This is a genomic window from Nocardiopsis prasina DSM 43845, from assembly GCF_000341265.1.
GTDB lineage: Bacteria > Actinomycetota > Actinomycetes > Streptosporangiales > Streptosporangiaceae > Nocardiopsis > Nocardiopsis prasina.
Map to the genome: position 1 here is coordinate 1 of NZ_ANAE01000194.1, position 26,882 is coordinate 26,882.

Consider the following 26,882-nt stretch of genomic DNA (forward strand, 5'->3'; position numbering starts at 1 on the left):
TTTTTTTGTTGGGGTTGTTTGTGCGTTTGTGAATTGTGGTTTTCGGGTGTGGGTTGGGTTATGAGAGATCTCCCGGGGCCGAGGGCCACTGGGGGTTGGTGTGGGTGTGCGGCCTCGCCGGTGGGGGTTGCTGTGGCGCGGCCTTTCTACGGCCAACCCGTTTTTCCCATTAGCTAAAGGCGGTCGGGTGCGGGTTCAACCGTACCCCTTGGGGTTTCTCGGTTTATTCAGGGCGGGGTGGGTGGATGGTGCTGTGCCCGCACCGCACTTGGCGGATGTGTAGAGCGGTGCACGTCTGGTAGTTCAGGGCCAAGTACGGACACGGGCCACCCCCCAGGACTACTGACGTGTTCTAGAGATGCGTGTCCCCACCTCTGGTAAAAACCCCCGCCGTCCGGGCGCCACTTGCCGCTCTACGGCCAACCCGCACCACTGAACCAAGCACACAGGTGCACGTTTGTACCCCGCTGTGTCTGAGGGGATTTGCGCCGTGCGGGTTCAACCAGCGGTCTCCGAGCTTCAAGCGCACCCCCTGGGGGTGAGGGGGTGGTGCCGTGCGGGTCGCAACAGCACGCGGTTCGACCCCCTGCGGGCCACTGCTTCACAACGGCGGTGTGGGGTGCAGTAAGTGGTACCCGCAGGAGGGTGGGGCGCTCGTGGGTGTGGTGCAGCTCCGAAGAGGGGGTCAGTCCTCGTCGGCTTCTGGTGTGTCTATGAGCTGCCGCAGCAGCGCAACGAAGTCGTCCTCGCTCAACGTCGACCAGTCCACGTGCTCGTTCATGTTCAGCGGTCTCCCCAACTTCCACGTCCGTAAGCCTCTGTTCGGCGTATTGGTTCGAGAAGTCTGGGTTAACGGGGAGTTGGTGCAGGTGGGGGAGGTGGCCGGAAGAGGACGGGGTGGTTCAGACCCGCTGTTGGAGGGCGCCGCGGCACTCGGGGCAGCGGCAGCGCTTGTTGTAGCCGGTGACGCTGCCGTGGGGGAGTGAGGGGTCGCGCTGGCTCGTGAGCGTGGCGTCGAGCTGCTCGCCGAAGGGCTTGAGGACTCGCGCCGTCGAGAAGACCTGCTTGGGGCTGATGTCCAGCTCCTTGGCGGCGTCGTCGATGTGCTTACCCATGCGGAGTTTCGCGATCAGGCGTGACCGGGTGCTGGGTGGCATCTGGGCCTCCGCGTTCGCGATCAACTGCTCTGCGTCGTCAAGCGGGTAGCTCATGGGTTTCCTCTATGTGTGCGGGTACGCCCTCAAGCATCGTACGCGCTTTCCAACTGTGGGTTCGTGTGGCGGATGTGGTTACTTATCGTAACAAACCTTCGGTTTTGGCTTTGAGGTCCGTCTCGTAATGCATCGAATCGGTCGCTCTTTTCTAGAAACTCATTGCTAGATGCTAGGTGTCGTGTTTCGCTGAGAGACCCGACACTCTGCGTCATTGGATCAGTGCTATGACTAGCCCCACTGTTCGCCGACGGCGACTGTCCGCCGAACTCCGACGTCGCCGTGTCCAGGCGGGCATGACCCTCAACGACGTGGCGGAGGAGCTGGAGTGGTCGCCGGCCAAGCTGGGTCACATCGAGACGGGTATCCGCAAGTGGCCCTCGGTCATGGAGATCTCCGCGCTGCTGCGGTTGTACGGGGTCACCGGGGGGCAGCGGGAGGCCGTCCTGACGCTGGTGCGGGAGTCGCGGCTGAGGCCCTGGTGGACCGAGTACGAGGACGTGCTGTCGTCGGCCTACGTGGGGAACGAGGCCGGAGCCGTGTCGTTGAGGTCCTATGCGGGCATCCTGGTCCCCGATCTGTTGCAGACACCCGACTACACGGCCGCCCTGGCGCGAGGGCTGGGGCACGGGGACCACGCGGCGGAGCGGATGGTCGCCGCGTACCTGAAACGCCAGGAGATTCTCGACTCCGGCTCCCTGGGGCACTACCACGCGGTCGTCGAGGAGGACGCCCTTCAACGCGTCTCCGGTGATCTGGGCCTGTTGCGCGGGCAGACGAGGAGGATCGTCGAGCTGGCATCCGAGCCGCATGTGACGGTCCAGCTGCTGCCGACGTCCGCGGGACCCCATCCGGGGTTGGCGGGCCCCTTCTCCATACTGGAGTTCGAGGAGGACGAGGCCGACCTCGCGTACGTGGAGGCCACGCAGGGCGGGGGGATCGTCGAGGCGGAGGAGTCGCTCCGTTCGTGCCGGAGGGTCTGGGAGAAGCTCACGCGCATCGCGGCCTCCCCCCAGTCCACGGTCGGGATCCTGGGGCGGATGGCGCTGTTGACCTGACCGTACGGAACCCCCTCAGGGCGGATCAGCGGAAGAAGACGGTGTGAATCCGTCCACCATGGCAGGGACCGCCCGCCATGGCTTGCTAGTCTGCTAGGTGACAACCTCATAAAGTTGCCCACGGGGCTCTCGTTCAGGGAGCCCGTGCGTACGACCGGTTTTCCAACAGTGAAAGGGTCCGGACAGTGAAGAAGATCATCGTTCTGGCGCTGGTGGCCCTCGGGGCTTTCGCCGTCTACCGCAAGATCCAGGCGGACCGCGCCGAGCTCGACCTGTGGACGGAAGCCACCGCGGCCAGCGAGAGCTGATCGCCCTTCGGCCTTCATGAGGGGCCGAGAGCTTTCCAGGTGACACGAAGACGTGGGTGGGCCGACAATCCCGTGGTGCGACCCACGGCTTTGTGCTGTGCGGCCCCACGATGCGGGTATGCTCTCGGAGTGGCCTGGAAGTTCCCGGGCCCGACGGGGCCATAGCTCAGCTGGCAGAGCGCCGGTTTTGCATACCGGAGGTCAGGGGTTCGACTCCCCTTGGCTCCACCCCTGAAGCGGTCCTGTGCTTGGCACAGGGCCGCTTCTTCGTTTTGGTGGGAGACCCGTCTCTCGGTCATCCCGTAGGGGGCGGACACGCCGGTGATGTTCTCGTTGGCGCGCGCGGGCGCCAGGACCACGCTGTTCGATCGGGGCGACGCCAAGCAGGTCCTGGTGGACCGCCGCGAATCATGGACCGTGAGCCATTCGTGCCGAAATCCCGGTGCTGGGACCTTTGGTCACATTGGGTGGGGTGCTCCGGAACGGTCGGGCGAAAAATTCCACGAGGTTACTAAACAGTAGTTCTGTATGTGTTCGTGTGGGAGTGAATTGGGGGACCTGTGTGGTTGCCCTGCACGTCTGTCCGGGGCGTCCGCATAGCCCGATCGGGTGGGTTCGGTGACAGCCTGTCCTGTTGGGGCAGGCCTGTCGCAGTGGGGACAGTCGCTCTTGGGATGGCGTGAAGTCGCAGGTCATCATGCTTTTCAGGGAATGGTCTGAGACCGACCTTTCATTGTGGTTGCGCAGGGGTGCTTGTATCACATGCAGTGACTCTCCGTGTGTGTATGATGACACTTCCTGAAGAGGCAATGGTCCTAGTGGGCCATATGAGAAATAGGCCTCTTGGGGCCTGTTGGTGAACTCCGGCGATCCGTAGTTTCGACACCAACGACAACGAGAAAGACAGCGCGCCGAAACGACGACCCCCGAAGGCGAGCCGCGCGGCCCCCCGCCCGGCATCGTGCACCGTCCTCGCTTCGGTCCGCTGTTCCTCGTCCACCGGAAGGCCTGAGCCGTCCGGTGGGATTCGAACACCACACATGCTGATCTTGGGAGTGGGGCAACATGTGGAATGAGAAGATGGCGGCCCGAGCCAAGTGCCGCGAAATCGACCCTGACGCCCTGTTCGTTCAGGGTGCCGCGCAGAACCGCGCGAAGCTCATCTGCCGGGGATGCCCGGTGCGTACCCAGTGCCTCGCCGAGGCGCTGGACAGTCGGATCGAGTTCGGTGTCTGGGGAGGCATGACCGAACGCGAGCGCCGTGCCCTGCTGCGTCGGCGCAAGGACGTGACGAGCTGGTTCGACCTGCTCACCAGCGCCGAGCGGCGCTACGAGGAGGATCGGACCGAGCAGGAGCCCGTGGCGCGTCCCGGGGTGCCCGCGGCCGCGCGTCAGTGAGGTGAGACCCGTCTGGGAGGGGAGCCCGGACGGATGACGGTCGGCCACGGGGATGCTCGCGCCCATCCGTGACGGCGACCGCGGCGGTGTGTGGCGCGTTCCGACCAAAGTCGATGCCGGTCTCCTCCCTCGGGGGGAGGACCGGATCAGGGGAGGATCAGGGACGCCCCCCATACCCGCGCCGCGTGTGATGCCGCATCATGGAGGAGGGCGCGGTCATCCTCGTACGGCCGTGCTCACCGAGCACACTGGGAGTGGGGATGGCCGTGCAGAACCCTCAGAAGCCGCCGAGGCGGAACCCGTGGGATCAGAGCCCCGCCGTTCCCGATCCGCAGATCCGGCTGACCCACGCCGACCGCGACGCCGTGGCCGAGGTGCTCCGCGAGGCCTACTCGCAGGGACAGTTGGACGAGGACGAGTTCGGTGACCGGCTCGACCACGCGATGCGGGCCAAGGTCAGCGCCGACCTCGTGCCGCTCACGGCCGACCTGGGGGTCAGCGTCTCGCCCGGCGGGACCGGGAACGCCCGCGGGGCTGCGGGCCCGCAACAGGGCAAGGGAGAGAAGGAGCCGCAGCTGACCACCGACAACCCGGTGGAGAAGGTCGGGGCGGCCGCGGGACACCTGTCCGCGTTCTTCCTTCCCTTCCTGGCCCCGCTGGTACTGCTGCTCATCGGCGGGGAGCTGTCGCCGTACCTGCGGCGCCAGGCCATGGAGGCGCTCAACTTCCAGCTCTTCTGCCTCGTCGGCGCGATCGTGAGCCTCCTGCTGGTCTGGCTGGTGCTACCGGCCCTCGTCCTGGTCGGAATCTTCCTCGGCTGGTTCATCCTGCCGATCATCGCGGCGGCCGGAGCCCTGATGGGCCGGAGTTGGAAGTACCCGCTGGTCTACCGCCTGATCAAGGACAACTGACCCGAACACGACTGAGGCCGCGCCGATACTTCGACGCGGCTCACAGAACGGACCGGTCGGCGGGCCCCTCCCGGAGGGGCCCCGCCCTCACCGGGAGGGGGATGTCAGGTCCGGGACGTCAGTCCTTCTTGGCGGCGCGGACCGTCTCCTTCGCCTTGGCCTTGGTGGCCTTGGCGGTCTCGGTAGCGGTGTCCGCGGCGTCCGAGGCCTTCTCCTCCAGGTGCTCACGGGTCTCACGGACCTGCTCGCGGGCCTGGTCCAGGTGTTCCTGCCACTCGGCGTCCTGTGAGGCCTGGCGCATACGGATGAGCGAGTACACGATCACGCCGCCGACCACGGCGGCGCCACCGATCAGCACCCCTCGAGGCACACGGCGGTTCCCGCGCCGGAGCAGCCGCAGCCCGCGGCGACTCGGCTTCGGGTCGATCCGCTGCGCGGCCGTGGTCAGCAGCCCGGCCACCCTGGGCGCCACAGTGTCCTCGACACGGAGCGCGGCGGTCTCCAGTCGAGGAGCGGTCCATCCACGCGCCTGGAGGAGCCTGAGCGCCGCCTGGTCCCGCGCCTGGTCTGCGTACGGGCCGAAACGGTCGGCCTGCTCCTTGGCCAGGTCCTGCAAGCGGGCGAGGCTGGCCTCGGCCTCCTTGCGTGCCTTGCGACGCTTGGCAGTGATAGGCACGTCGTCAGCTCCTTCGATCGATCTCAGGTTCGTTGGGTTCCTCCACCCGGCGGCCGACGCGTGCGGCCCCCCGGGCGGCTTCCCGTCGTCCTTCCCCGTTATCCGGGTGTTATCTCAACATACGTCCTCTGCGTCTGTGATCTACGTTTCGACACCGTCAAGGGCCGATCGGGTTCAGGCGAAACGCGGTGGACGGACGGGTAACGTGAGCACGTAAATCTCACTCGACCGAAAGGCACTGAGGTGTCGGACTCCACGGGTCAGCCCACCGCGCGGCTGAACACCTCCAAGGGAACCATCGTCGTCAAGCTCTTCGAGGAGCAGGCGCCGGAAACGGTCGCCAACTTCATCGGGCTGGCCGACGGTTCCAAGCAGTGGGTGGACCCCACCACGGGCAAGCCGTCCAACAGCAGCCTCTACGAGGGCACGGTCTTCCACCGCGTCATCGACGGCTTCATGATTCAGGGCGGGGACCCGCTGGGCACCGGTCGCGGCGGCCCCGGCTACAAGTTCGGGGACGAGATCCACCCGGACCTGAGCTTCGACCGTCCGTTCCTGCTGGCCATGGCCAACGCGGGCCCGGGCACCAACGGTTCGCAGTTCTTCATCACCGTCGGTGAGCCGTACTGGCTCAACGGCCGTCACACCATCTTCGGCGAGGTCGTCGAGGGCAGTGACGTCGTCAACGAGATCACCAAGGTCTCGACCGACGCGCAGGACCGTCCCCACGAGGACGTGGTGATCAACAGCGTCGAGATCACCCGCTAGACCGGGAACCACAGCGGTGAGACCCAGAGGAGTGACGACCCACCCATGACCGCGTACCCCCCTCCGCCAGGAAGCCCGTCCGAACCCGGCTCCGAGCCGGGAACACCCCGTACCTGCTACCGGCACTCCGGTCGGGAGACCGGCGTCAGCTGCACCCGGTGCTCGCGGCCGATCTGCCCGGACTGCATGGTCGAGGCGTCTGTCGGGTTCCAGTGCCCCGAGTGCGTGGCGGAGGGGAACCGGAGCGTGCGGTCCGCACGGACCACCTTCGGCGGCCGGGTCGTCCAGAAGCCCTACGTGACCTGGACGATCCTGGCTCTGATGGCGGTGGGCTTCCTCGTGCAGCTGGGCACCTCCGACCCGGTCGGCCAGGCCGGGCGGTCACCGCTGGTCGTCGAGTTCGGGATGCACGGCTTCGCCGCGATCCTGCAACACGAGTGGTACCGGCTGATCACCGCGGCGTTCCTGCACGGCGGTGTCATGCACCTGCTGTTCAACGGGTACGCGATGTACCTCCTGGGGCAGCAGTTGGAGCGCTGGCTCGGGCACGGCCGGTTCGTCGCGCTGTGGGTGACGGGCGCCCTGGCCGGGTCCGTCATGAGCGCGCTCTTCGCTCCCGGTCAGCTCTCGGTGGGTGCCTCCGGCGCGATCTTCGCCCTCTTCGGGGCGGTCTTCGTGATCGGCCGGCGCCTCCGGCTGGACATGCGGATGATCCTGGTCCTGCTGGCGCTCAACCTGGGCATCACGTTCCTGGTTCCCGGCATCTCCTGGACGGCGCACATCGGCGGCCTCGTGGCGGGGCTCGCCCTCGGCGCGGCCTTCGCCTACCTGCCGTCCGGGGCGTCGGGTCGGGAGGGGCGGCGGACCCTGACGCACACGGTCCTCGTGGCGTCCTTCGTGGTCCTGCTGATCGTGCTGCTGTTCCTGGCGCCGACGCTCTGGTTCTCGGTGCTGTCCGTCTGAGCCGACCCGATCGGTACCAGGAAGGCCCCCGGAGGAGTTCGACTCCTCCGGGGGCCTTCCTGGTACCGGGGCCGCACCGCCCCGGGACGCTGGTCGGTCGCTTCCGTTTCCGGGCATGCGAACAGAGCTACCCACAGCCTGTGGATAACCCTGTGGAAAACCTGATCAAGGCTGGTGGAACGCCCACGGGGGACGTCGGCGCCGTTGTCGGACCGCTCGGGTCGGGGGTGCCGCGCGGTGCGCGACGGGGGTCAGTGCCAGCGCGTGGACAGGATGACGGCCACGATGATCCCGCTGAAGCCGATCAGCAGGTTCCAGTTGTGCCAGTCCTGCATGTAGGGCACCTGGGAACCCGCGATGTAGTAGACCGCGATCCAGAGAATGCCCAGGATGAAGAACCCCAGCATCGTCGGCACGAGCCAACGCGGACTGACCTTCGGCTTCTCTTTGGAAGGAGGCGGCGTGTAGACAGCCTTCTTCTTGCGGTCGTTGCGGGACTTGGGCACGGTCGTTGCTCCAAGGATTAGCGGCGGTTCGGAACGAACACAGTCTACGGGTCGGGTGGGGCGCACGTCACTGGAGGAAGGTTCCAATAGCCCAACGCCTCGGGCTTGCGGAGCGCACACGACGGCGGGCGGGGCTCCTCGGAGCACCCGCCCGCCGTCGTGTCAACCGTCTCCTAGTTCCTGCGGAAGACGAAGTCGTCCCCACCCGGGCCCGGGAAGTCGGGGAAGGTCGGCACGTCGGGCTCACCGGGGTCGGTGGGCTCCTCCGGGTCCGTGGGCTCGTCGGGGTCGGTGGGCTGTTCTGCCGGGGCCACCGCCAGCGTCACGGTCACCGTGCTTCCCGTGTTCACGTTCTGCCCGGCGGAGGGCGACTGGCTGATGACGGTCCCCTCCGGGGCGTCGCCGTTCTCCTGCTCCTGGAAGTCGCCGCTGAGCCCCGCGGAGCTGAGCGCGTTCTCCGCCTGCTCGCGCGTCATCCTCTGGAGGTCGGGCACCCCCACCTGGTCGGGGCCGGAGGAGATGATCAGCGTGATCTCCTCGGAGGGGTCGGCGTCCGTGCCCGAGTCAGGCTCGGTCCCCACCGCGTTGCCCTCGGCGATGCTGTCGTCAGCCCTGCGGTCGGTGGTGACGTTCTCGAAGCCGGCGCCGTTGAGCGTCGACAGCGCGTCGGCCTCCGACTGGTTCTCCACGTTCGGAACCTCCACGGCCCCGGGGCCGGAGGAGACGTAGACGACGATGGAGGTGGTGGCCTCGATCTCCGATCCGGCCGTGGGGTCGGTCTCGATGACCGTCCCCTCCTCGACCTCGTCGTCGGCCCTCTGCTCGGAGCGGAAGTTCTCGAACCCGTCCTCGGTGAGCTGGGCCTCCGCCTCCGGCAGTGTGCTCCCTGCCAGGTCGGGGACGGCCATCGTCGCCACGTCGTCCCTGCTGTTCTGGCTCAGCAGGAAGAACACCAGGATGATCGAGCCGATCACGCCCAGGGCCAGCAGGGTCCACAGGGCCGCCTTGCCCCCGCCGCCCTTCTTCTCGTCCCGGTAGTCGTCGTAGTCGTCATCGTCGTAGTCGTCGTACCGGTCGTCGCCAGCGGGCGGCATCGCGGTGGTCGCCCCGGCCGCGGCCATCGCCATGGTGCCGGCCTGGGTGGGCATCCCGGCCAGACCGCGCTGGATGTCCGCGCGCATCTCGGCGGCGTTCTGGTACCGCTCCTCGCGGTCCTTGGTCATCGCGCGGAGGGTGACGTCCTCCAGCCACTCCGGGATCTGCCCGTCCAGCTCGGACGGCGGAACCGGGTCCTCACGGACGTGCTGGTAGGCGATCGAGACGGGGGAGTCGCCGGTGAACGGCGGCCGGTTGGTGAGCAGTTCGTAGAGCACGCAGCCGGTCGAGTAGATGTCGCTGCGGGGGTCGACACGCTCACCGCGCGCCTGCTCAGGGGAGAGGTACTGTGCGGTGCCGATGACCTGGGAGGTCTGGGTCATCGTCGCCTGGTTGTCGTCCATCGACCGGGCGATGCCGAAGTCCATCACCTTGACTTCGGCGTTCTTGGTCAGCATCACGTTGGCGGGCTTGATGTCCCGGTGGACGATCCCGTTGTCGTGGCTGTACTCCAGGGCCTTGAGGATGCCGTCCACCAGCTCGGCCGAACGCTCCGGCAGCAGCTTGCGGTCGTCGTCCAGGAGCTCCTTGAGCGTGCGCCCGTCCACGAACTCCATGACGATGTACGGGATGGAGACCCCGTCGACCATGTCCTCGCCGGTGTCGTACACCGCGATGATCGCCGGGTGGTTCAGGGACGCCGCCGACTGCGCCTCCCTACGGAAGCGCGCCTGGAAGACGTGGTCTCGTGCCAGGTCGTGGCGGAGCGTCTTGATGGCGACGAGCCGGTCGAGCCGGAGGTCGCGTGCGCGGTGTACCTCGGCCATGCCGCCGCGCCCGACCACCGTGTCGAGTTCGTAGCGGCCGCCGAGAAGCCGGGGCTGGGACATGTCGTGCACTCATCCTCGTGTCATCCGGAAGCCGCCCGAGGGCCGCCGCCTACCCTGATCGTCTCTGGCTCGTTCCCTCTTCACGGAGGATTGTTGCCACCGCCCGAGCCGGGCGGGGGTTCGTTGCCCCCGCCTTCGCCGTCACCGGGGGCCTCCGGGTCGGGTGCGGGTTCGTCGGTGCCGGGATCCTCCTCGGATCCGTCGCTCTCGTCGTCCTCGGGGACGGTCGGCTCCTCCTCGCCCTCATCGGGCAGGGGGCTCTCCGTCTCCTCCCAGCCGCCGGGATCGGGCGTCCAGTGCGGCGTGTCGTCCACCGGCACATGGGGCTCGATCTCCTCGTCCTCGTCCTCGTCCTCACTGGGGGTGGGCGAGGGGGAGACCTCGGAGGTCGGGGGCTTCGTGCTGTCGTTGACATTCTGGGTGTCGCGGTCCGGGCTGAAGACGAACCCCGCCACGGCCGCGGCCACGATCAGGATGGTCGCGGCCACCGCGGCCAACACCACGGGGGTCCGGATGCGTCGCTCCGTCCCCGAACCCTCGGCCAGACTAGCCGAATCGCCGCCCTGAACAGGGGTTACGGCTGACTGTCCGGCGGTTCGCCGCACGGTTCCGGACGGTCCGGTACGGGGTCCGCCGTCCGGCACGGAACCGACCACCATCGTCTGGGCCATGCCGTGGAAACCGGTGGAGGGGGTGGGCGGCCCGGTGCCCGCGTTGGAGCGGATGACCGCGGCCAGGTGCGCGACCTCGCCCGCCGAGGAGGGGCGGTCCTCCGGGTCCTTCTGCAACATCGAGAAGACCAGGTCGTCGATGTCGGCGGGAACGTACTCGGGCAGCTCGGGCGGATCGTCGCGGGTGTGCGCGAGCGCCAGGGCGACCGGGCTGTCCCCGGTGAACGGGGGCGTCCCCGCCAGACACTCGTAGGCCACCACACCGAGCGCGTACACGTCGGAAGCGGCGCTCGCGGGCCGACCCGACGCCTGCTCGGGCGAGATGTACTGGGCGGTGCCCATGACCATGCCGGTCTGGGTCAGGGTCACCGACGTGTCACCCCGGGCGATACCGAAGTCGGTCAGTTTGAGCTGGCCGTCCTCGGTCACCAGGAGGTTGCCCGGCTTGATGTCGCGGTGCACCACACCGCGGGCGTGCGCCGCGGCGAGCGCCTTGGCCGCCTGGCACACGAAGTCCAGGGTCTGGTCGGAGCTGAGTTGGCCCTGCTCGCGCAGGACCTGAGACAGCGGCTCGCTGACCACGAGTTCCATGATCAGGAACGCGCGGCCCTCCTCCTCGCCGTAGTCGAAGACCTGGGCGATCCCCGGGTGGGACAGGCCGGCGGTGATCCGGCCCTCCGTTCGGAAGCGCTCTCGTGCCGTCGGCTCGGCCATCTGGGCCGGGTGCAGCAGCTTCACCGCGACGGAACGGTTGAGCAGTGTGTCGGTCGCCCGCCACACGGTGCCCATACCGCCGGAGCCGATCTGCTCCTCCAGGCGGTAACGGTTGCTCAGAACGGCCCCGGCCAGTCCACCGGGGCCGTTCTGGGAAGACGGCTCGTAGGCGCTCACTACTGGACCACTGCCTCCATCATCTGGCGGGCGATCGGCGCGGCGAGTTCGCCACCGCTGCCGCCGCCGTGCTCGATCACCACGGCGACCGCGACCTGCGGGTCGTCCGCGGGTGCGAATCCGATGAACCAGTTGTGCGTTCCGCTCTCACCGCCGGTCTCGGCGGTACCGGTCTTGCCCGCGACGTCGATGCCCCGGATGGCGCCGTTGGTGCCGGACCCGTCCGGGCCGGTCACCAGGACCATCATGTCCGTCAGGGTGGACGCCGTGCTGGCGCTCATCGCCTGGCTGTAGACCTCGGGGGTGGTCTGGGTGACCACCGAGCGGTCCGCGTCGCGCACCGAGTCGACCAGGTACGGGTGCATGACCTCGCCGGAGTTGGCCACACCGGCGGCGACCATGGCCATCTGGAGCGGCGTCGCCTCGACGTTGGACTGCCCGATGCCCGCGCGCCCCAGGATGTTGCGGTCGTCCTCGACCGGCGCCAGGCTCGGCACGACGTCCATGGGGACGGTCAGCGTGTCGCGCTCGTCGGGGGTCTTGGAGAAGCCGAACGCCGAGGCCTGGTCCGCCAGGGCCTCCCCGCCCATCTCGATCGCCCAGTTGGCCATCGAGGTGTTGCAGGAGATCTGGATGGAGTGGGCCAGGGTGTCCGGCTGCCCGCCGTTGCAGGTGCCGCCCGGGGTCGCGTTGGGCAGCGAGTGCCCCAGTTCCAGGACGTCCGGGGCGTCCATGGTGCTGTCCGGACCGGCGTCCAGGTGCTCGATGGCGGCGGCGGCCGTCACGATCTTGAACGTCGAACCCGGAGGGTAGCGCTCGCGCAGTGCCCGGTTGAGCAGCGGCTGGTTGGGGTCGTTCTCCAGAGCCACGTAGTTCTCGTTGGCCTCGGTGACGTCGGTGATGCTGGAGACGTCGTTGCCGTCGTAGGACGGGTAGGAGACAGAACCGAGGACCGCTCCGGTGTTCGGGTCCAGGGCCACGGCGGAGCCGTTCTTGCCCAGCGCCTCGAAGCCCCGGAAACCGGCCTCCTGCACAGCCGGGTCGATGGTCAGCTCGATCCGCGCGCCCTCGGGCTCGCGGCCGGTGATGATGTCGCGGAAGTTGCGCACGGCGAGACGGTCGTCGCTGCCGTCCAGCAGGGCGTTCTCCGTGTACTCGATCCCCGAGGCGCCGAACCGGCGGAACGAGCCGACGACGGGGGTGTACATGCTGCCGCCGACGTACTCGCGCTGGTAGCGGGCCGGGTCGCCCTCCTCCGAGATGTTCGTGGAGGAGGCGACGTTCTCGTCACCGATCACGATCGGACCGCGCTGCTCGCTGAGGCGCTCGGTGTACTGGCGCGCGTTCAGCGGGTCGTCGCGGATGGCCTCGGCCTGGAACCCCTGGATGTAGGTCAGCTGGACCATCAGGGCGGCGAACAGGATCATCGAGAAGACGCTGAGGCGTCGGATGGGTGTGTTCATCGCTGGATCACCTGGGTGGCCCCCTCGTCCTGGATGGCCTGCGGCGCCGGGCGCCGCGCGTTGTCGCTCATCCGGAGCAACAGGCCGATCATCAACCAGCTGGCCATGAGGGCGGAACCACCCGCGGCCATGAAGGGCGTGGTCATACCGGTCAGGGGGATGAGCCGGGTCAGGCCGCCGAGCACCACGAACACCTGGAAGCACATGACGAAGGCCAGGCCGCTGGCGAGCATCTTGACGAACAGCTCACGGGAGGCCAGGGCGATGCGCATGCCCCGCTCCACCAGGATGAAGATGACGATCAGGATCGCCATGAGGCCGGTCAGCCCGAGGTCCTCCGAGAGGGAGGCCAGGATGAAGTCGCTGTCGGCGGCGAAGATGTTGTGGGCCTGGCCGCCGCCCATGCCGGTGCCGAACAGTCCGCCGTACGCCATGCCGATCTGGCCCTGGACCAGCTGCATGCTGCCGCCCAGACGGTCGTAGACCTCCTGGTCGAAGGCGTTGAACCAGATGTCGACGCGCTGGCGGAAGTGCCAGAAGAGCTGGAAGGCGAGCGCGGCCGCCCCGAGGAACACGGTCAGGCCGATGATCACCCAGGAGGAGCGCTGGGTGGCGACGTACAGCATCGCCAGGAAGGTGCCGAAGAGCAGCAGCGAGGTGCCGAGGTCCTTGGTGATGACCAGCAGACCGATCGCCGCGACCCAGCCGACGACCATCGGCATGAAGTCACGGGCGCGCGGCAGGTCCAGGATCTTGAACCGGCCGATCTTCACCTGCCGGGCCGCCAACGACAGCACCTGCCGTTTGGTGACCAGGTAGGACGCCAGGAAGATCACCAGCGCGATCTTGGCGAACTCGGAGGGCTGGATCGTGCGGCCCGCGATGCCGATCCACCGCCGGGCGCCGTACTCGGAGACGCCCAGACCCGGGATCATCGGGAGGGCGATGAGGATCAGAGCGGCCAGCGCGCTGATGTAGGTGTAGCGCTGGAGGACCCGCGGCTCCTTGAGGAAGAACAGCAGGGCGATGCACATCACCATGCCGACCGCGGTCCAGATCAGCTGCATGCCGACGCCCGCGTGCTCGATCTCGCCGGAGTCCGCGGCGTCCAGACGCCAGATCATCGCGACGCCGATGCCGTTGAGGAACAGCGCGCACGGAAGGATGAGCGGGTCCGCGTAGGGGGCGATGAAGCGCAGTGCCACGTGGGTGGCGAGGGCCAGGGCTCCGAAGATGAGGCCGTAGCCCCACATGGCGCCGGGGACCTGGCCGTTGAGGTTCAGACCCGAGATCGCCATCGCACCCATGGTGATGAGGATGGTGATCCCGATCAGGACCAGCTCCGCGTTGCGGCGCTGGATCGGGGGGAGTGCCGTGGGCGCCTCGGGCGCGGTGGTACTCACAGGGTCACCCCGATTCCTCGGTCTCGGTCTCCCTGTTGGCGCCGCCCGTCGTGGACCCGTTCGAGGCGGCGCCGTCGGCGGCCTCCTCCAGCTCCCCGACGACGCGGGTGGCGTCGGCACGGTCGTCGACCGTGATGGTGTTCCTGACCAGTTCCTGGTCGGCCTCGGAGAGCGACCCCAACTGGAGGTCGGTCGTCTCGACCTCGTCGGAGAGGCTGATGCCCGCGATGTCGGTGTCGATGCCCTGGTAGACGCTGACCGTCTCGCCGTTCGGGGACAGGCCCACGTAGAACTGGCTCTCCACGTACTGGCGGCCGAAGTAGTAACCGCCGCCCGCGACCAGCGCCACCACCACGATGAAGACCACGATGATCGGCCACCAGCTGCGCGTGCGGTACTCGGGCTCGGCGTCCCGGCCACGCGAGGGCGGCGCGTCGTAGTCGTCGTGGGTGTCGTAGGCCCGCTCCTCGTAGGGGGCGCCGTAGGCGGGGTCCTGGTTCTGGGCGTTCTCCCGGACCGGGTCGAGTTCGGCGGTGTCGCCTCCCGCGCCGCGCAGCTCCTGCGCCCGTCTGGCGGGGCTGGTCTCGTTCGGCCCCGTCGACTCGTCGCGCTGGTCGGCCGCGCCCACCGTGTGGGAGACGTTGGTCGGACCCTCGCGGTCGGTGTCCGTCTCGATGACGTCCGCGACGACCGCGGTGATGTTGTCCGGGCCGCCGCCGCGGATGGCCAGCTCGATCAGCTTCTTCGCGGCCCCGCGCGGGTCGGTCTCGGCGACGAGCGTCTCGTGGATCGTCTTCTTGCTGACCACGCCGGACAGGCCGTCGGAGCAGAGCAGGTAGCGGTCGCCGACCTTCGCCTTGCTGATGGAGATGTCCGGGTCGACGGGGGTCTTGCCGTCCAGCGCGCGCAGGATCAGCGACCTCTGCGGGTGGGTGGCGACCTCCTCCTCGGTGATCTTGCCCTCGTCGACGAGGGTCTGCACCAGGGTGTGGTCGTGGGTGATCTGCTCGAAGCGCGGACCGCGCAGCAGGTAGGCGCGCGAGTCGCCGATGTGGATCAGGGCGGCCTGGGAGCCCGACCACAGCATGGCGGTCAGGGTCGTGCCCATGTTCTCCAGCTGGGGTTCCTGCCGGATGCGGATGGCGAGCGACTCGTTGGCCCGCTCGACCGCGCGCTGGAGGACCTCGGCCATCTCCTCGGCCTTGGGGTCGTCCTGGGTGTCGAGCTGGCGGATGGACGAGATGGCGATGGAGCTGGCCACCTCACCGCCCGCGTAACCGCCCATGCCGTCGGCTACCGCGAGGAGGTGTTGGCCGGCGTAGCCGGAGTCTTCGTTGCCTTCGCGGAGGCATCCAACGTCGGAGTACGCCGCGTATCGGAGAGCGATTGTCATTTGCGCAGTTCCAGGACGGTTTTGCCGATACGGATGGGCTGACCCACCGTGATGGGCTGGGGGCGGTTCAGCTTCTGCTGGCCGAGGTAGGTGCCGTTGGTGGAGTTCAGGTCCTCGACGAACCAGCGGCCGTTTTCGGAGTAGACGCGCGCGTGGCGACCCGAGGCGTAGTCATCGGTGATGACCAGTGTCGAGTCCGGGGCGCGGCCGATGAGGATGGGCTGTGAGGACAGGTTGACCGTGGTTCCCGTCAACGGGCCCTGGGTCACGGCCAGGACCGTGGGCTCGTTGCGGCGGGGACGCTGCGGTCGCTCCTGGGACGACGACGCCGCGCGGCGCGGGGCCGGACGCGCCGAGGAGGGGCGAGGTTTCTTCCGGGGCTTCTTCTTCGACTGGCCGAAGAGGTCCGTGCGGATGACGCCGACCGCCATGAGGACGAACAGCCAAAGCACCGCGAGGTACGCGATCTTGATCAATATGAGGGTCAAGTTGGACATCGAACTGCTCTTCAGCCCCTGTCGTGCTTCGGCCGGGGTGGCGGTCATCGGCGCCGCCACCGTTTCTGCCCCACCTTCGAGTCGGTGAGTCTGGGTCGCTGGTCCGCGGCCCAGCCGGGCGCGGCCATTCTGCCCGATCGGTCAGGTCATCGCGGAGACTACCCTCCCGGCCGGAGTTCCGACACAGGTCCATACCAGGCCTGACTCGGACATCGACCTTTCAGACGCCGAATCGGGGCGGTTGGTTGCGGTCCGGTTCGGCCGGATCGCCCGACGGATCGGGGCCGGGCGGTCAGTCCCGGCGGAAGGTCATCGTGGTACGGCCCAGGCTGATCCGGGTCCCGTCCACCAACCTGGCCTGCCTGACCTGCTGTCCGTTGACGAAGGTCCCGTTCGTGGACCCCTTGTCCTCCAGGACGACCTCGTCGCCGTCGACCCGGATCTCCACGTGGTGACGTGAGACACCGTTGTCCACCAGGCGCAGATCGCAGTCGGTGCCGCGCCCCAGCAGGGTGACCGGTGTGGTCAGCTCGAAGGACTGCTGCATGCCCTGGCTGGCGATGTTGCCCTCGGCGGTCGCGCCGCCGGGGGAGATCAGCAGTCGGGGACGGCCGGTCTGGCGCGGTCCCCCGCCCGGGCCCGGGTCGCCGACGGGCTGACGGACCTCTCCGTCCTTGACCATCGTTCCTCGGACGACGCCCGAGCGGATGCGGAAGCGACCCGTCTTCAGACCCTCGTCCGACCTGAACTGCACCCGCACCGGACCGACGAACGAGTAGCCCTGTTCGGTCGCGTAGTCGCGGGCCAGCTTGGACAGTTCCTGGCCGAGGCTGTCGGCGTAGACTTCCAGGCGCTCCTTGTCACTGGCCGAGAGCTCGACGATGAAGTCGTTCGGAACCAGTGTGCGTCCCTGGGCGACGATCGCCGCGCGCTCGTCCATCTCACGCTGGACCGCGCTCGCGACCTCGACCGGCTGGAGCTCAGACTTGAAGGCCATCGCGAAGGTGCCTTCGATCATGCCCTCAAGCCTGCGCTCGAAGCGTTGGAGCACTCCCACGAGGTACCTCCCTTGTACTCCACTCCGTATGTGTAGACGATCGTAACCGGGCCCGGGTGTCCCTGGTTTCAGGCGCACCCCTGTCGGGAGGCTCCGGGAGCCCTGATCCGGGCCCGCGACAAACGGTGTGCAACCCGCCTTGAAGCCGTGCTAGCCTTATTCATGTCGCCAGGGGGAACAGGCAAAACGCCCGGATCACCTGGCAACACAACTTCATGAGTCACACCAGCGCGGGTGGCGGAACGGTAGACGCGCACGGTTCAGGTCCGTGTGTCCGAAAGGATGTGAGGGTTCAAATCCCTCCTCGCGCACCAAACGAAGACGACCCTGGTCGTTGGCCTCAGGCCAGCTTCCGGGGTCGTTTCGTTGTGCCCTGTGGGAGCGAAGCGCAGCGCCCCCGATGTGCCACTCGGCCTCCGGTCGTCCGGCTTCCGGCACGTCCGTGGATGAGCCGGTCCCCTGGCTCTCCGTGTGGTGGGGCGCTCGGGTCCACGGCTGGTCCTTGTGCCTGGTCAGGCGTGCGGGTTGGTCCTCCGTTGGAGTCGGTCTGCCGTTTTTGGCAGTTCTGTCGGGACTTCGGGCGTGGCGCGGCTTTCGGTCGCCGTTGAGCACGGGATTCGGGTTGCCCCAACGGGCCGGGCTGCCCACTAACGATCTTCGATCGTTAGGTCGGGGCCGGATGCGGACACCGAGGGTGGCGGGTTCCGGGGACCATCCGTGCGAATGGGACACTCCGGGCGTGGGAATCATCGAGAGACTTCACGACATCGGGCGGCCGCTGGTCGCCGAACAGCTCGCGCATCCGACGGTCTCCGGGATCGCCCGGGGCGACCTCGACGAACGGGCCTTCCGGTACTGGCTGGAGCAGGACCACCTGTACCTGCTGGACTACGCCCGGGCCTTCTCCCGGCTCGCCTGGCAGGCGCCGGACGGCCACCTCGCCGACCTGGTCGGGATCGCGCACAGCACCCTGACCGAGGAACTGGAGCTGCACCGCTCCCTGTCCGGGGAGTTCGGCGCGGACCTGGACACCAAGGAGAAGGGCGCCGCCTGCGAGGCCTACACGTCCTGGCTCCTGGACGCGGCCGCCGACTACCGGGACGGGCTGGCGGCCGTTTACCCGTGCATGTGGGGCTACAACACGCTGGGGCTCGAACTGGCCCGGGCCAGGCCGGAGGACCCCAGGTACCAGCGGTGGATCGACACCTACGCCGATCCGGCCTTCACCGATCTGACCCGGAAGTACGGACGCATGCTGGAGGAGGCGCGACCCGATCCGGCGAGGGCGGAGCGCTTCTTCCTGGAGGGCATGCGCCACGAGGTGGCCTTCTGGGACACCCCCTACGCGTAGACGCGGAGGGGCGGACCGGGTCCGCCCCTCCGTGGTTCCACTCGTCGAGGACCGTGGTCCTACGGGTTGAGGACCGTGTGGACCTCTTCGAAGCGCTCGATCTCACAACCGTCGCGCTTGTTGAACTCGGTGTCGATGTCGGTGCCGTTCACGTGCCCGGTGACGCGGACGACCTCGGGGCCGCCGATCTGCATCGTGCACATGGCGTCGCTGGTGTCGAGGGTGAAGGGTTCGGTCCCGACGGCCTCGATCTCCGCGCACGCGGCCTCGGGGTCGGGGTGGTCACCGCCCGCAGGGGCACAGGTGAGCGTCCACTCGTCCTCCTCGAACCCCTCCTCGGGGGTCAGGGCGTCCTCTTCGGACAGCGAGCGTTCGATCACGAGTTCCACTTCGGCGGACTCGTCGGGGGTCGTCTCGTCGGGGGCTGTCTGGTCGGGAGCCGGCGCGTTCACCTCGGTGGGCTCGTTGCCGCAGGCCGTGAGGAGCAGGCCAAGAGCTGCGAGTGCGGCGAGGCGGGTCGGCAGGGCCGTTGCGAAGGTGTGCTTACGCATACTGGTTGGACGGAGGGCCCGGTTCCCGGGTTCCACCGTTTTCTCGATTTTCGGAACACACCCGACACAGGGAGTCACCAACATGTTCGGTGAGCAGGTCGCCGAGGTCCTCGTCAACGACGTGCCCGAGGGCGCCTACCTTCTCGACGTCCGCGAGGACGACGAGTGGAGGGCCGGCCACGTGCCCGGCGCCGCGCACATCCCGCTGCGGACGCTGGGGGAGCGCGCGGGCGAGGTGCCCAAGGATCGGAAGGTCTACGTGGTCTGCCGGGTGGGCGGACGCTCGGCCCAGGCGACGATGGCGCTCAACCAGGCCGGTTGGGACGCGGTCAACGTCGCCGGGGGCATGCAGGCCTGGCAGCACGCCGCCCGTGACATGGCGGCCGAGGGCGAAGGTGAGCCCACAGTCATCTAGTGGTCACGCTGTGACGCGGTGGTCGTCGAATTTGGTCGGATTGTGCGAAGGCCCGCCACGCGGAGCCCCACGAATGGCACTATGACGACGTGAGTTCCGACCGCGCGCCCCTCAGTGCCGAAGCCGTGCTGGCGTCCTCGGCGGACGCGGTCATCGGCATCGACGACCGGCTGCGGGTCACCGTCTGGAACCCGGCGGCCGAGCGGATGTTCGGCTGGCCCGCCGCCGAGGTGCTCGGCGGCGAGCTGCCGATCATCCCCAAGGAACTGCGGCCGGAGCACGGCGCGGTGCTGGAACAGGTGCGCAACGGGACCCCGTTGACGATCTTCACCCGCCGCATGCGCAGGGACGGCACCGCCGTCGACGTGCGGGTCAGCACCGGTTGCGTGCACGACGAGCGCGGGAGCCACGCCGGGTGGGTGCTGGTGCTCTACCCGAGCGAGAAGGAGGTCCAGGCGCAGACCTCCGCCATGGAGCGCGCCCGCCTGGTGCGACGGCTGACCGACGTGGTCGCCGACATCAACGCGGACCTCAGCCTCAAGTCGGTCCTGGACCGCATCATCAGCAGCCTCACCGAGCTGACCGGTGCCGACGCGGGCGGGTTCGTCCTGCTCAACGAGAACCGGGTGGAGCTGGTCAGCCTCACCCACCTGTCGGAGGAGCTGTACGGGGTCAGCGCGCCCCTGGAGTCCAGCCTGTTCGGCGAGCTCCTGCGCAGCGGCAAGTCCGTGCTCCTTGCCAACAGCGCCACCCGCAGCCTGGAGGACCTGGTCTGGGCCGACCTGCCCGGCCTGCACACCATCGCCCTGTGCGTGTCCAACGTGCAGGGCCGCCCCTACGGCGCCCTGTACGCGCTGTACAGCGAGCGCAGGGTCGGGCACGTGGAGCTGGAGCTCCTGGAACTGCTGGCGGAGCACGCCGGGGTGGCCATAGGCAACGCGATGGCCTACGAGGAACTCAAGCTCCAGCGGGCCAGGGAGCAGGCGGTGTCGGACTCCAGCGCGGACGGGATCGCGGTGCTGGACTCCACCGGCAAGGTCCGCAAGTGGAACCGGTCGGCCGCGGAGCTGACCGGCTACTCGTTCGAGGAGATGGAGGGCCGTCACCCGCCGTTCCCGATACCGGCCGCGCACGGTGAGCCCGTCAAGCACAAGAACGAGGGCGGCCGGTGGTTGGAGATCCTCATGGCGCGCATCCCGGACACCGACGAGTGGGTGGTGGACTTCCGCGACATCACCGCGCAGAAGGCGCTGGAGGAGGAGCGGGAGTTCTTCCTGGCCAGCACCGGGCACGAACTGCGCACACCCGTGACGGTGATCCAGGGGTACGCGGCGCTGCTGTCCCGCAAGGGTGAGCGGCTGGGCCCGGAGGGTCGTCAGGAGGCGAGCGAGATCATCCTCGACCGCGCCCGTTCGCTGGCCAAGCTGGTGGAGCGGCTGCGACTGGGCTCGGACGTGGCCAGCGGCGAGATGACCGTGGACAAGGTCCCCTTCGACCTCGTGGAGCTGTTGGGCCAGTCCGTGACGGCCTTCCGTCCCCTGGCCGAGCGCCAGGAGCTGATCCTGGACTCCGGCGGAACCCTGTGGACAGTGGGAGACCCCCTGGTCACGGGGATGGTCATCGACCAGCTGCTGGAGAACTCGCTGAAGTTCTCACCCAGCGGCGGGACCGTGCGGGTCACCGTCCAGGAGGACGAGGACGTCGTCACCATCCACGTGGACGACGAAGGCATCGGGATCGACCCGGGTGACGAGGAACGGATCTTCGAGCGCTTCTTCCAGAGCGGTGAACGGGGAGACCGCCGGGGGTACAGCGGGCTCGGGATCGGCCTGTACATCGTGCGCCAGCTGGTGCGGGAACAGGGCGGTGAGGTGACCGCGCACCGGATGGAGAACGGCACCCGGATGCGGGTCACCCTGCCCCGGCACCGGGGTGAGGACGCCGAGCTCGGCGTCCTGGGGTCCGAAACGCCGAAGAGCAGGGGAGAGCCGGAGGTTTCCCCGGCAAAGGCGTAGAACGGACACGGCGACACACAGAAAACAACAAAAACCTCAACGGCCCCTCAAGCCCTGTCACGTCGGAGTTGTACGCGGGCGTGGCCGGGATCGTCCACGTGGATTCGCCCACGGGCTGGTTTCCCCTGCGGGGGATCGGGGCATTTCCACCCCTGGTGGAATTCGCTGGCACACTTCGGGCGAGTTCCGGACCGACCGAGAAGCACGAACTCGCGGGGACGAAAGCTGTGTCAGGAGACAACGCCGCACACGACGACGGGGGCCACCGCGCGCCTCGGAAGGTCGAGCGAAGCGTCATCCTTCCCTACGTTCCCGAGAGCGTCACCGGGGCCAGACAGGCGCTCTGCGCGGACCTGCGCGCCCTGGACGTCAGGGCGGACCGGATCGACGACGCGGCCCTGATCCTCAGCGAACTGGTCAGCAACGCCCTCAGACACGCCAGTGCCCTCCCCGACGACACGGTGGGTGTGTGCTGGCGGGCCGAGATCGACCCGGACGGCCCGACCGCTGACTGGTTGGAGATCTCGGTGCGCGACGGCGGCTCCACCACCATGCCCCGGGTGTCCCGCCCCTCGCTTTCGGGTCTGGGCGGGCGCGGCCTGGGCATCGTGCAGTCCCTCGCCGGCCGTTGGGGCACCGAGATGGACGCCACGACGACCACGGTCTGGGCGGTGCTGGAGATCGCCGAGGAAGCGGGGGACACCGTCGCGAACGCCCCCGTCTCGGACGAGGGGTGCGCCCGGTCGTACGCGGCCGACGTGGTCGAACTCGACCTGGGTGTCCGCGAGGGCCAGCACGCCTGGAGTGTCCTGCCCTGACCCGGGAATCACCGGTCTGATCCGCTTTGAGCTGGTCTTTCGGTGGTTTCGAGCGGAGGAACGTGACCGATGTAGCGAAACGCCGCCAACGAGGTGGCCTGGCCTTGGCGTGGACGCTACAGTCACGACCGTGGAGTTGAAGATATCAAGCCGATCTCAAGATGACGTCGCAGTGGTAACCGTGGGCGGTGAGATCGATCTGTACACGGCACCCCAGTTGCGCACTGAACTCGTCGAGTCCCTGGAGATGGGGGCACGGCGCCTGGTCATCGACATGTCGAGGGCGGAGTTCTGCGACTCGACGGGGATCAGCGTCCTGCTCTCCGCCATGAAGCGCTCCCGTGACCGGGGCGGGGACCTGGAGCTCGTGGCGCCCAAGCCGGCGGTCATGAAGGTCCTTCAGGTCACCGGTCTGGACGAGGTCTTCGTGATCCATCCCGACGTCGACGCGTCGCCGGTGGCCGCGGGAACCGGTTCGGCGCAGTAGCCGGGTGTCCGTGGTACGAGGACGGCCCGAAGAGCCGACGGACGCGGCGGTCGCCGTGGTGATCGCCGCCAAGAACGAGGACGACCGCATCGGCGCCACCATTGTGGCCGCCCACACGCTGCCGGGTGTCGACCTGGTCGTGGTGGTCGACGACGGTTCCACCGACCGCACCGCGGACCTCGCCCTCGAGGCGGGGGCCAGGGTACTCAGGCACGGCCGCAACCGGGGCAAGGGCGCCGCCATGGAGACGGGCGCCGAGGGCGTGCGCCTGACCGAGGAGCGCGAGGCGGCGGAGGGGGCCATCCGTGCCCCGCGCCACCTGCTCTTCCTCGACGCCGACCTCGGGGAGACCGCCAAGGACGCGGCGCCCCTGGTGGAGCCGGTGCTGGCGGGTACCTCGGACATGACCATCGCGCTGTTCCCGGCCACCCGGCTGCGACTGGGCGGGCACGGATTCGTGGTCCGCCTGGCCCGGGAGGGCGTGCGCAGGAGCACCGGGTGGGAGCCCGAGCAGCCGCTGAACGGACAGCGCTGCATGAGCCGTGCGGCCTTCGAAGCGGCGCGGCCCCTCGCCCCCGGGTTCGGGGTCGAGACCGGGCTGACCATCGACGTCCTGCACGCGGGCTTCCGCGTCATGGAGGTCGAGGTACCGCTGGAGCACCGCGCGACCGGCACCGACCTGCGCGCCCAGCTGCACCGCGCGCACCAGTTCGTGGACGTCGCCCGTGCCCTGACCGCCCGTGAGCTGCGGCCGACACTGCGCCGGACCTGGCAGGGAGTGACGGCCAGGAGCAGCGGCGGCGGGCGTGAACACATCCGAAAAACCGGGCACATTACTCGCAAAAATCGCCAAGAGTGACCCCATGGGCGCGATGCGTAGGGATACGCTCGCGCTGTGTTCACTACCTTCATCGCATCCATCGCACTGTTCGCCGGGCTTGCCGGGCTCGCCCTCGGTGTGTACGCGCTGTACCGGACCCGCCAGGTCCGCAGTGAGTACCAGGTCCTGGCCCAACGCGCCCTCGCGGTCAACGCCTCGGGGGCCGACCCCAGGGCCGTCCGCGACGTGGCCGTCCTGCACTACGACGCCCTGGAGGAGATGTCGGGCGCCCGCTCCTTCTCCCTGGCCATGCTCAACAGCCACGGTGACGGAGTGGTCGTCACGTCCATCAACGGGCGTACCGAGACCCGCACCTATGCCAAGGCCGTCACCCGGGGCGAGGCCGACCACCTGCTCAGCCCCGAGGAGTACCGGGTGATCCGCTCGGCGCGCCTGGGCAACGGGATCGGGGCCACGCTGCCCGACCCCACCCCGGCCGAACCCGCCGGTCCGTCCGCCGACGAATCCGACGAGGGTGCGGAAGCCCTGGTCACGGTGGTGCGGGGGGCCGAGGGGAAGGAGAGCGGCGCCGAGGACGCCGACACCTCGCCCGAGGGCAGCGGAGGAACCCACGTTCCTCCGGCGCCCCGCCCGGAGAAGTGACCACCCGGGGTCACCGGCTGCGTATAGCCTGAGCAGTATGCCCAACCGTTACGCCTACCTCGGCCCTGAGGGCACCTTCACCGAAGCCGCCCTGCGCGATCTGCGTCCGGAAGCAACCGAAGAGGCACGCGTCCCGTGCGACGGTGTGGCGGCGGTCTTCGACGCGGTCCGAGCCGGGGTCGTGGACGGCGGGGTCGTTCCGCTGGAGAACTCGGTGGAGGGCGGGGTCACCGCCACCATCGCCGAACTCATCGACGGCGAGCCCCTGCTCATCACAGGGGAGACCGCCGTCCCGGTCGAGTTCGCTCTCTTCGTCCGGCCCGGAACCGTGCTGGAGGACGTCAAGCGGGTGGCCACCCACCCCCACGCCCTCGCTCAGTGCCGTGGCTGGCTCGCCCGCAACCTGCCCGAGGCCGACACCCACACCGTGTCCTCCACGGCCGCCGCCGCGCGCGCCGTGTCCGAGCCGGGAGCCCCCTACGACGCCGCCATCTGCGCGGTCATCGCGGGTGAGCGCTACGGGCTGAGGGCACTGGCCACCGGGGTGGGCGACCGCCCCGACGCCGCCACCCGCTTCGTCTACCTGTCCCGCGCCGGGGCGCTCCCCGAGCCCACCGGCGCCGACCGGACCTCACTGGTGGCCTTCATCGCCGACGACCACCCCGGAGCGCTCATCGAGGTGCTCAACCAGTTCGCGGTGCGCGGTGTGAACCTCACCCGCCTGGAGTCGCGCCCCACCGGCGACGGCCTCGGCAGCTACTGCTTCTGCATCGACGCCGAGGGGCACGTCGCCGAGGCGCGCGTCGGTGAGGCCCTCATGGGCATCCGCCGGGTCTGCCGGGACGTGCGCTTCCTGGGCAGCTACCCGCGCGGCGACCGGGACACCGAGATCACCCCGGCGATGCGCCCCCGCCCGGCCACCGACGCGGACTTCGCTGAGGCCGAACTCTGGCTCACCCGCGTGCGCGCGGGCGAGACAGGCTGAGCCGAACCCGTCAGGTGGCCTCGACGGGGGCGTTCGCGCCCTCCTCGAAGAGCCACTCCTCCGTTGCCGCCCGGCGCAGCTCCAGGTACAGCGCCAGCCTCAGCGCCGTGTCCTCCGGGCGCGCGTCGTCCAGGGCCTCCAGGGCACCGGAGAGTTCCTCGGTGGTCATCTCACCCAGCGGTTTCACGACTTCTCCCCCATCGTCGTCGGTGCCGCCCGGGGGCTCGCGCTCCCCGTTCGGTCCTTCGATGGAGAGACGGGGTCGGGGACGGTTCATGACGTGAGTGTCAGCAAAAGATGTGGGGCGCGGGTGGGGTGGGCGGTAACCTGCAAGACGTGATCGACCTTCGCGCTCTTCGAGAAGACCCCGAACGACTCCGTGCATCGCAGCGGGCCCGCGGTGAGGACCCCGCCGTGGCCGACCGGCTGCTCGAACTGGACTCCAGTCGGCGCTCCGCGCTGACCCGGTTCGAGACCCTGCGCGCCGAGCAGAAGAGCGTGGGCAAGTCCGTCTCCAAGGCCTCACCCGAGGAGCGCGAGGAGTTGCTGACCCGGGCCAAGGCCCTCTCGGCCGAGGTCAAGGAGGCCGAGGCCGAGGCGGGACGGCTCGGGGACGAGCTCGACGCCGTGCTGGCGCGCGTGCCGAACCTCGTCGAGGCGGGCGCCCCCGAGGGCGGCGTGGACGACTTCGTGGTGCTGGAGACCGTGGGCGAGCCCCGCGGGTTCGACTTCACCCCGCGCGACCACCTGGAGCTGGGCGAGATGCTCGGCGCCATCGACATGGAGCGCGGCGCCAAGGTCTCCGGCGCCCGGTTCTACTTCCTCACCGGTGTGGGTGCCCAGCTGGAGCTGGCCCTGCTCAACATGGCGATGAACCAGGCCATCGAGGCGGGCTTCACCGCGATGATCCCGCCGGTGCTGGTCAAGCCCGAGACCATGGAGGGCACCGGGTTCCTCGGCGAGCACTCCGACGAGGTCTACAACCTGCCCGCCGACGACCTCTACCTCGTGGGGACCTCCGAGGTGGCGCTGGCCGGGTATCACGGCGGCGAGATCCTGCCCGCCGACGCGCTGCCCAACCGCTACGTGGGCTGGTCGTCCTGCTTCCGCCGCGAGGCCGGGTCCTACGGCAAGGACACCCGGGGCATCATCCGCGTCCACCAGTTCAACAAGGTGGAGATGTTCGTCTACACCCGCCCGGAGCAGGCGCACGAGGAGCACAAGCGGCTCCTGGCCTGGGAGCGGGAGATGCTGGACAAGCTGGAGCTTCCCTACCGCGTGGTGGACATCGCGGGAGGCGACCTGGGCACCAGCGCCGCCCGCAAGTACGACTGCGAGGCGTGGGTCCCGACCCAGGAGACCTACCGCGAGCTGACCTCCACCTCGAACTGCACCGAGTTCCAGGCCCGGCGCCTCAACGTGCGCTACCGGGACGAGGACGGCAAGCCCCGCTTCGCCGCCACCCTGAACGGCACGCTGGCCACCACGCGGTGGATCGTCGCGATCCTGGAGAACCACCAGCGCGCGGACGGATCCGTGGTGGTCCCCGAGGCCCTGCGCCCCTACCTGGGCAAGGACGTCCTCGAACCCGTCCAGGCCGCCAAGGGCAAGAAGTAGG

At 68.7% G+C, this 26,882-nt stretch carries 27 protein-coding genes and 2 tRNA genes; 17 read left to right on the forward strand and 12 right to left on the reverse strand.

Annotated features, from left to right (window positions below; genetic code table 11):
• Positions 1–902: 902 nt before the first annotated feature.
• Positions 903–1,211, reverse strand: a complete 309-nt coding sequence (locus D452_RS0123670; RefSeq protein ID WP_017546622.1) for a hypothetical protein — start codon at positions 1,209–1,211, stop codon at positions 903–905.
• Between the two features lie 227 nt (positions 1,212–1,438).
• On the opposite strand from D452_RS0123670, the gene D452_RS0123675 reads away from it, so the two are divergent.
• The 5 genes from D452_RS0123675 (at position 1,439) to D452_RS0123695 (ending at position 4,886) form a co-directional block, all read left to right on the forward strand.
• The gene (locus D452_RS0123675) at positions 1,439–2,269 is read left to right on the forward strand and encodes a helix-turn-helix domain-containing protein (RefSeq protein WP_083927607.1); all 831 of its coding nucleotides are present in this window, start codon (positions 1,439–1,441) and stop codon (positions 2,267–2,269) included.
• A gap of 185 nt (positions 2,270–2,454) precedes the next feature.
• Complete coding sequence (locus tag D452_RS31515; protein ID WP_014912962.1) at positions 2,455–2,577, forward strand: DLW-39 family protein; 123 nt, start codon at positions 2,455–2,457, stop codon at positions 2,575–2,577.
• Positions 2,578–2,732: 155 nt separating this feature from the next.
• Positions 2,733–2,805, forward strand: a tRNA-Ala gene (locus D452_RS0123685).
• Between the two features lie 837 nt (positions 2,806–3,642).
• Positions 3,643–3,975 (forward strand): WhiB family transcriptional regulator, encoded by a 333-nt coding sequence (locus D452_RS31775; protein WP_026129623.1) that lies wholly within the window; start codon positions 3,643–3,645, stop codon positions 3,973–3,975.
• A 260-nt stretch (positions 3,976–4,235) separates the two neighbouring features.
• On the forward strand, positions 4,236–4,886 hold the full coding sequence (locus D452_RS0123695; RefSeq protein ID WP_017546625.1) for a DUF1707 and DUF4870 domain-containing protein: 651 nt from the start codon (positions 4,236–4,238) through the stop codon (positions 4,884–4,886).
• Between the two features lie 118 nt (positions 4,887–5,004).
• On the opposite strand, the gene D452_RS0123700 is transcribed toward D452_RS0123695, so the two are convergent.
• Positions 5,005–5,562, reverse strand: a complete 558-nt coding sequence (locus D452_RS0123700; RefSeq protein ID WP_017546626.1) for a hypothetical protein — start codon at positions 5,560–5,562, stop codon at positions 5,005–5,007.
• Between the two features lie 243 nt (positions 5,563–5,805).
• On the opposite strand from D452_RS0123700, the gene D452_RS0123705 reads away from it, so the two are divergent.
• Complete coding sequence (locus D452_RS0123705) at positions 5,806–6,330, forward strand: peptidylprolyl isomerase (protein ID WP_017546627.1); 525 nt, start codon at positions 5,806–5,808, stop codon at positions 6,328–6,330.
• A 246-nt stretch (positions 6,331–6,576) separates the two neighbouring features.
• Positions 6,577–7,293 (forward strand): rhomboid family intramembrane serine protease, encoded by a 717-nt coding sequence (locus D452_RS0123710; RefSeq protein ID WP_239646438.1) that lies wholly within the window; start codon positions 6,577–6,579, stop codon positions 7,291–7,293.
• Positions 7,294–7,544: 251 nt separating this feature from the next.
• Here the strand turns inward: D452_RS0123710 and D452_RS0123715 are convergent, their stop codons facing one another.
• The 8 genes from D452_RS0123715 to D452_RS0123750 all read right to left on the reverse strand — a co-directional run bounded on the left by D452_RS0123715 (position 7,545) and on the right by D452_RS0123750 (position 17,159).
• Positions 7,545–7,799, reverse strand: a complete 255-nt coding sequence (locus tag D452_RS0123715) for a cell division protein CrgA (protein ID WP_017546629.1) — start codon at positions 7,797–7,799, stop codon at positions 7,545–7,547.
• Positions 7,800–7,972: 173 nt separating this feature from the next.
• Positions 7,973–9,784, reverse strand: coding sequence for a Stk1 family PASTA domain-containing Ser/Thr kinase (gene pknB / locus D452_RS0123720; protein ID WP_040694760.1), 1,812 nt, complete (start codon positions 9,782–9,784; stop codon positions 7,973–7,975).
• Between the two features lie 80 nt (positions 9,785–9,864).
• On the reverse strand, positions 9,865–11,346 hold the full coding sequence (locus D452_RS0123725) for a serine/threonine-protein kinase (RefSeq protein WP_017546631.1): 1,482 nt from the start codon (positions 11,344–11,346) through the stop codon (positions 9,865–9,867).
• Complete coding sequence (locus tag D452_RS0123730) at positions 11,346–12,809, reverse strand: peptidoglycan D,D-transpeptidase FtsI family protein (protein WP_017546632.1); 1,464 nt, start codon at positions 12,807–12,809, stop codon at positions 11,346–11,348. Before D452_RS0123730 ends, D452_RS0123725 begins: the two co-directional genes overlap by 1 nt.
• Positions 12,806–14,212: an FtsW/RodA/SpoVE family cell cycle protein gene (locus D452_RS0123735; protein ID WP_017546633.1), complete on the reverse strand. Its 1,407-nt coding sequence runs from the start codon at positions 14,210–14,212 to the stop codon at positions 12,806–12,808. Before D452_RS0123735 ends, D452_RS0123730 begins: the two co-directional genes overlap by 4 nt.
• A gap of 4 nt (positions 14,213–14,216) precedes the next feature.
• On the reverse strand, positions 14,217–15,605 hold the full coding sequence (locus tag D452_RS0123740) for a Stp1/IreP family PP2C-type Ser/Thr phosphatase (protein ID WP_017546634.1): 1,389 nt from the start codon (positions 15,603–15,605) through the stop codon (positions 14,217–14,219).
• The gene (locus D452_RS0123745) at positions 15,602–16,102 is read right to left on the reverse strand and encodes an FHA domain-containing protein FhaB/FipA (RefSeq protein WP_193374275.1); all 501 of its coding nucleotides are present in this window, start codon (positions 16,100–16,102) and stop codon (positions 15,602–15,604) included. The genes D452_RS0123740 and D452_RS0123745 overlap by 4 nt, the downstream gene beginning before the upstream one ends.
• A 292-nt stretch (positions 16,103–16,394) precedes the next feature.
• On the reverse strand, positions 16,395–17,159 hold the full coding sequence (locus D452_RS0123750; protein WP_017546636.1) for an FhaA domain-containing protein: 765 nt from the start codon (positions 17,157–17,159) through the stop codon (positions 16,395–16,397).
• A 228-nt stretch (positions 17,160–17,387) separates the two neighbouring features.
• On the opposite strand from D452_RS0123750, the gene D452_RS0123755 reads away from it, so the two are divergent.
• Together D452_RS0123755 and D452_RS0123760 are read left to right on the forward strand one after the other, a co-directional pair.
• Positions 17,388–17,473 (forward strand) — tRNA-Leu (locus D452_RS0123755).
• A 425-nt stretch (positions 17,474–17,898) separates the two neighbouring features.
• Positions 17,899–18,510: a TenA family protein gene (locus D452_RS0123760; protein WP_017546637.1), complete on the forward strand. Its 612-nt coding sequence runs from the start codon at positions 17,899–17,901 to the stop codon at positions 18,508–18,510.
• A gap of 59 nt (positions 18,511–18,569) precedes the next feature.
• Here D452_RS0123760 and D452_RS0123765 read toward each other — a convergent pair whose 3' ends face one another.
• Positions 18,570–19,061 carry an SSI family serine proteinase inhibitor gene (locus D452_RS0123765; protein ID WP_017546638.1) on the reverse strand — a complete coding sequence of 164 codons (492 nt, stop codon included), beginning with the start codon at positions 19,059–19,061 and terminating at the stop codon, positions 18,570–18,572.
• A gap of 82 nt (positions 19,062–19,143) precedes the next feature.
• Between D452_RS0123765 and D452_RS0123770 the strand changes: the two genes are divergently transcribed.
• The 7 genes from D452_RS0123770 (at position 19,144) to pheA (ending at position 25,264) form a co-directional block, all read left to right on the forward strand.
• Positions 19,144–19,476: a rhodanese-like domain-containing protein gene (locus D452_RS0123770; RefSeq protein WP_017546639.1), complete on the forward strand. Its 333-nt coding sequence runs from the start codon at positions 19,144–19,146 to the stop codon at positions 19,474–19,476.
• Between the two features lie 89 nt (positions 19,477–19,565).
• Positions 19,566–21,491: a sensor histidine kinase gene (locus tag D452_RS0123775; RefSeq protein ID WP_017546640.1), complete on the forward strand. Its 1,926-nt coding sequence runs from the start codon at positions 19,566–19,568 to the stop codon at positions 21,489–21,491.
• A gap of 227 nt (positions 21,492–21,718) precedes the next feature.
• Positions 21,719–22,309 carry an ATP-binding protein gene (locus D452_RS0123780; protein WP_017546641.1) on the forward strand — a complete coding sequence of 197 codons (591 nt, stop codon included), beginning with the start codon at positions 21,719–21,721 and terminating at the stop codon, positions 22,307–22,309.
• Between the two features lie 130 nt (positions 22,310–22,439).
• Complete coding sequence (locus tag D452_RS0123785; protein WP_193374276.1) at positions 22,440–22,796, forward strand: STAS domain-containing protein; 357 nt, start codon at positions 22,440–22,442, stop codon at positions 22,794–22,796.
• Between the two features lie 4 nt (positions 22,797–22,800).
• Entirely contained in the window at positions 22,801–23,655 is an 855-nt protein-coding gene (locus D452_RS0123790; protein ID WP_017546643.1) for a glycosyltransferase, read from the forward strand.
• A gap of 36 nt (positions 23,656–23,691) precedes the next feature.
• Positions 23,692–24,279 carry a DUF4446 family protein gene (locus D452_RS0123795; protein WP_017546644.1) on the forward strand — a complete coding sequence of 196 codons (588 nt, stop codon included), beginning with the start codon at positions 23,692–23,694 and terminating at the stop codon, positions 24,277–24,279.
• Positions 24,280–24,316: 37 nt separating this feature from the next.
• Entirely contained in the window at positions 24,317–25,264 is a 948-nt protein-coding gene (gene pheA / locus D452_RS0123800; RefSeq protein WP_017546645.1) for a prephenate dehydratase, read from the forward strand.
• Between the two features lie 10 nt (positions 25,265–25,274).
• On the opposite strand, the gene D452_RS30510 is transcribed toward pheA, so the two are convergent.
• Positions 25,275–25,541 carry a hypothetical protein gene (locus D452_RS30510; protein ID WP_110051924.1) on the reverse strand — a complete coding sequence of 89 codons (267 nt, stop codon included), beginning with the start codon at positions 25,539–25,541 and terminating at the stop codon, positions 25,275–25,277.
• 59 nt (positions 25,542–25,600) lie between these two features.
• On the opposite strand from D452_RS30510, the gene serS reads away from it, so the two are divergent.
• Positions 25,601–26,881, forward strand: a complete 1,281-nt coding sequence (gene serS / locus D452_RS0123810; protein ID WP_026129626.1) for a serine--tRNA ligase — start codon at positions 25,601–25,603, stop codon at positions 26,879–26,881.
• The last annotated feature ends 1 nt before the right edge of the window (position 26,882 follow it).

What these genes read in the sequence shown, in the direction of transcription:
- D452_RS0123670 (WP_017546622.1), bottom strand. Translation starts at nt 1,211, where the DNA reads ATGAGCTACCCGCTTGACGACGCAGAGCAGTTGATCGCGAACGCGGAG.
- D452_RS0123675 (WP_083927607.1), top strand. Translation starts at nt 1,439, where the DNA reads ATGACTAGCCCCACTGTTCGCCGACGGCGACTGTCCGCCGAACTCCGA.
- D452_RS31775 (WP_026129623.1), top strand. Translation starts at nt 3,643, where the DNA reads ATGTGGAATGAGAAGATGGCGGCCCGAGCCAAGTGCCGCGAAATCGAC.
- D452_RS0123695 (WP_017546625.1), top strand. Translation starts at nt 4,236, where the DNA reads ATGGCCGTGCAGAACCCTCAGAAGCCGCCGAGGCGGAACCCGTGGGAT.
- pknB (WP_040694760.1), bottom strand. Translation starts at nt 9,784, where the DNA reads ATGTCCCAGCCCCGGCTTCTCGGCGGCCGCTACGAACTCGACACGGTG.
- D452_RS0123730 (WP_017546632.1), bottom strand. Translation starts at nt 12,809, where the DNA reads ATGAACACACCCATCCGACGCCTCAGCGTCTTCTCGATGATCCTGTTC.
- D452_RS0123740 (WP_017546634.1), bottom strand. Translation starts at nt 15,605, where the DNA reads ATGACAATCGCTCTCCGATACGCGGCGTACTCCGACGTTGGATGCCTC.
- D452_RS0123745 (WP_193374275.1), bottom strand. Translation starts at nt 16,102, where the DNA reads ATGTCCAACTTGACCCTCATATTGATCAAGATCGCGTACCTCGCGGTG.
- D452_RS0123765 (WP_017546638.1), bottom strand. Translation starts at nt 19,061, where the DNA reads ATGCGTAAGCACACCTTCGCAACGGCCCTGCCGACCCGCCTCGCCGCA.
- D452_RS0123770 (WP_017546639.1), top strand. Translation starts at nt 19,144, where the DNA reads ATGTTCGGTGAGCAGGTCGCCGAGGTCCTCGTCAACGACGTGCCCGAG.
- pheA (WP_017546645.1), top strand. Translation starts at nt 24,317, where the DNA reads ATGCCCAACCGTTACGCCTACCTCGGCCCTGAGGGCACCTTCACCGAA.
- D452_RS30510 (WP_110051924.1), bottom strand. Translation starts at nt 25,541, where the DNA reads ATGAACCGTCCCCGACCCCGTCTCTCCATCGAAGGACCGAACGGGGAG.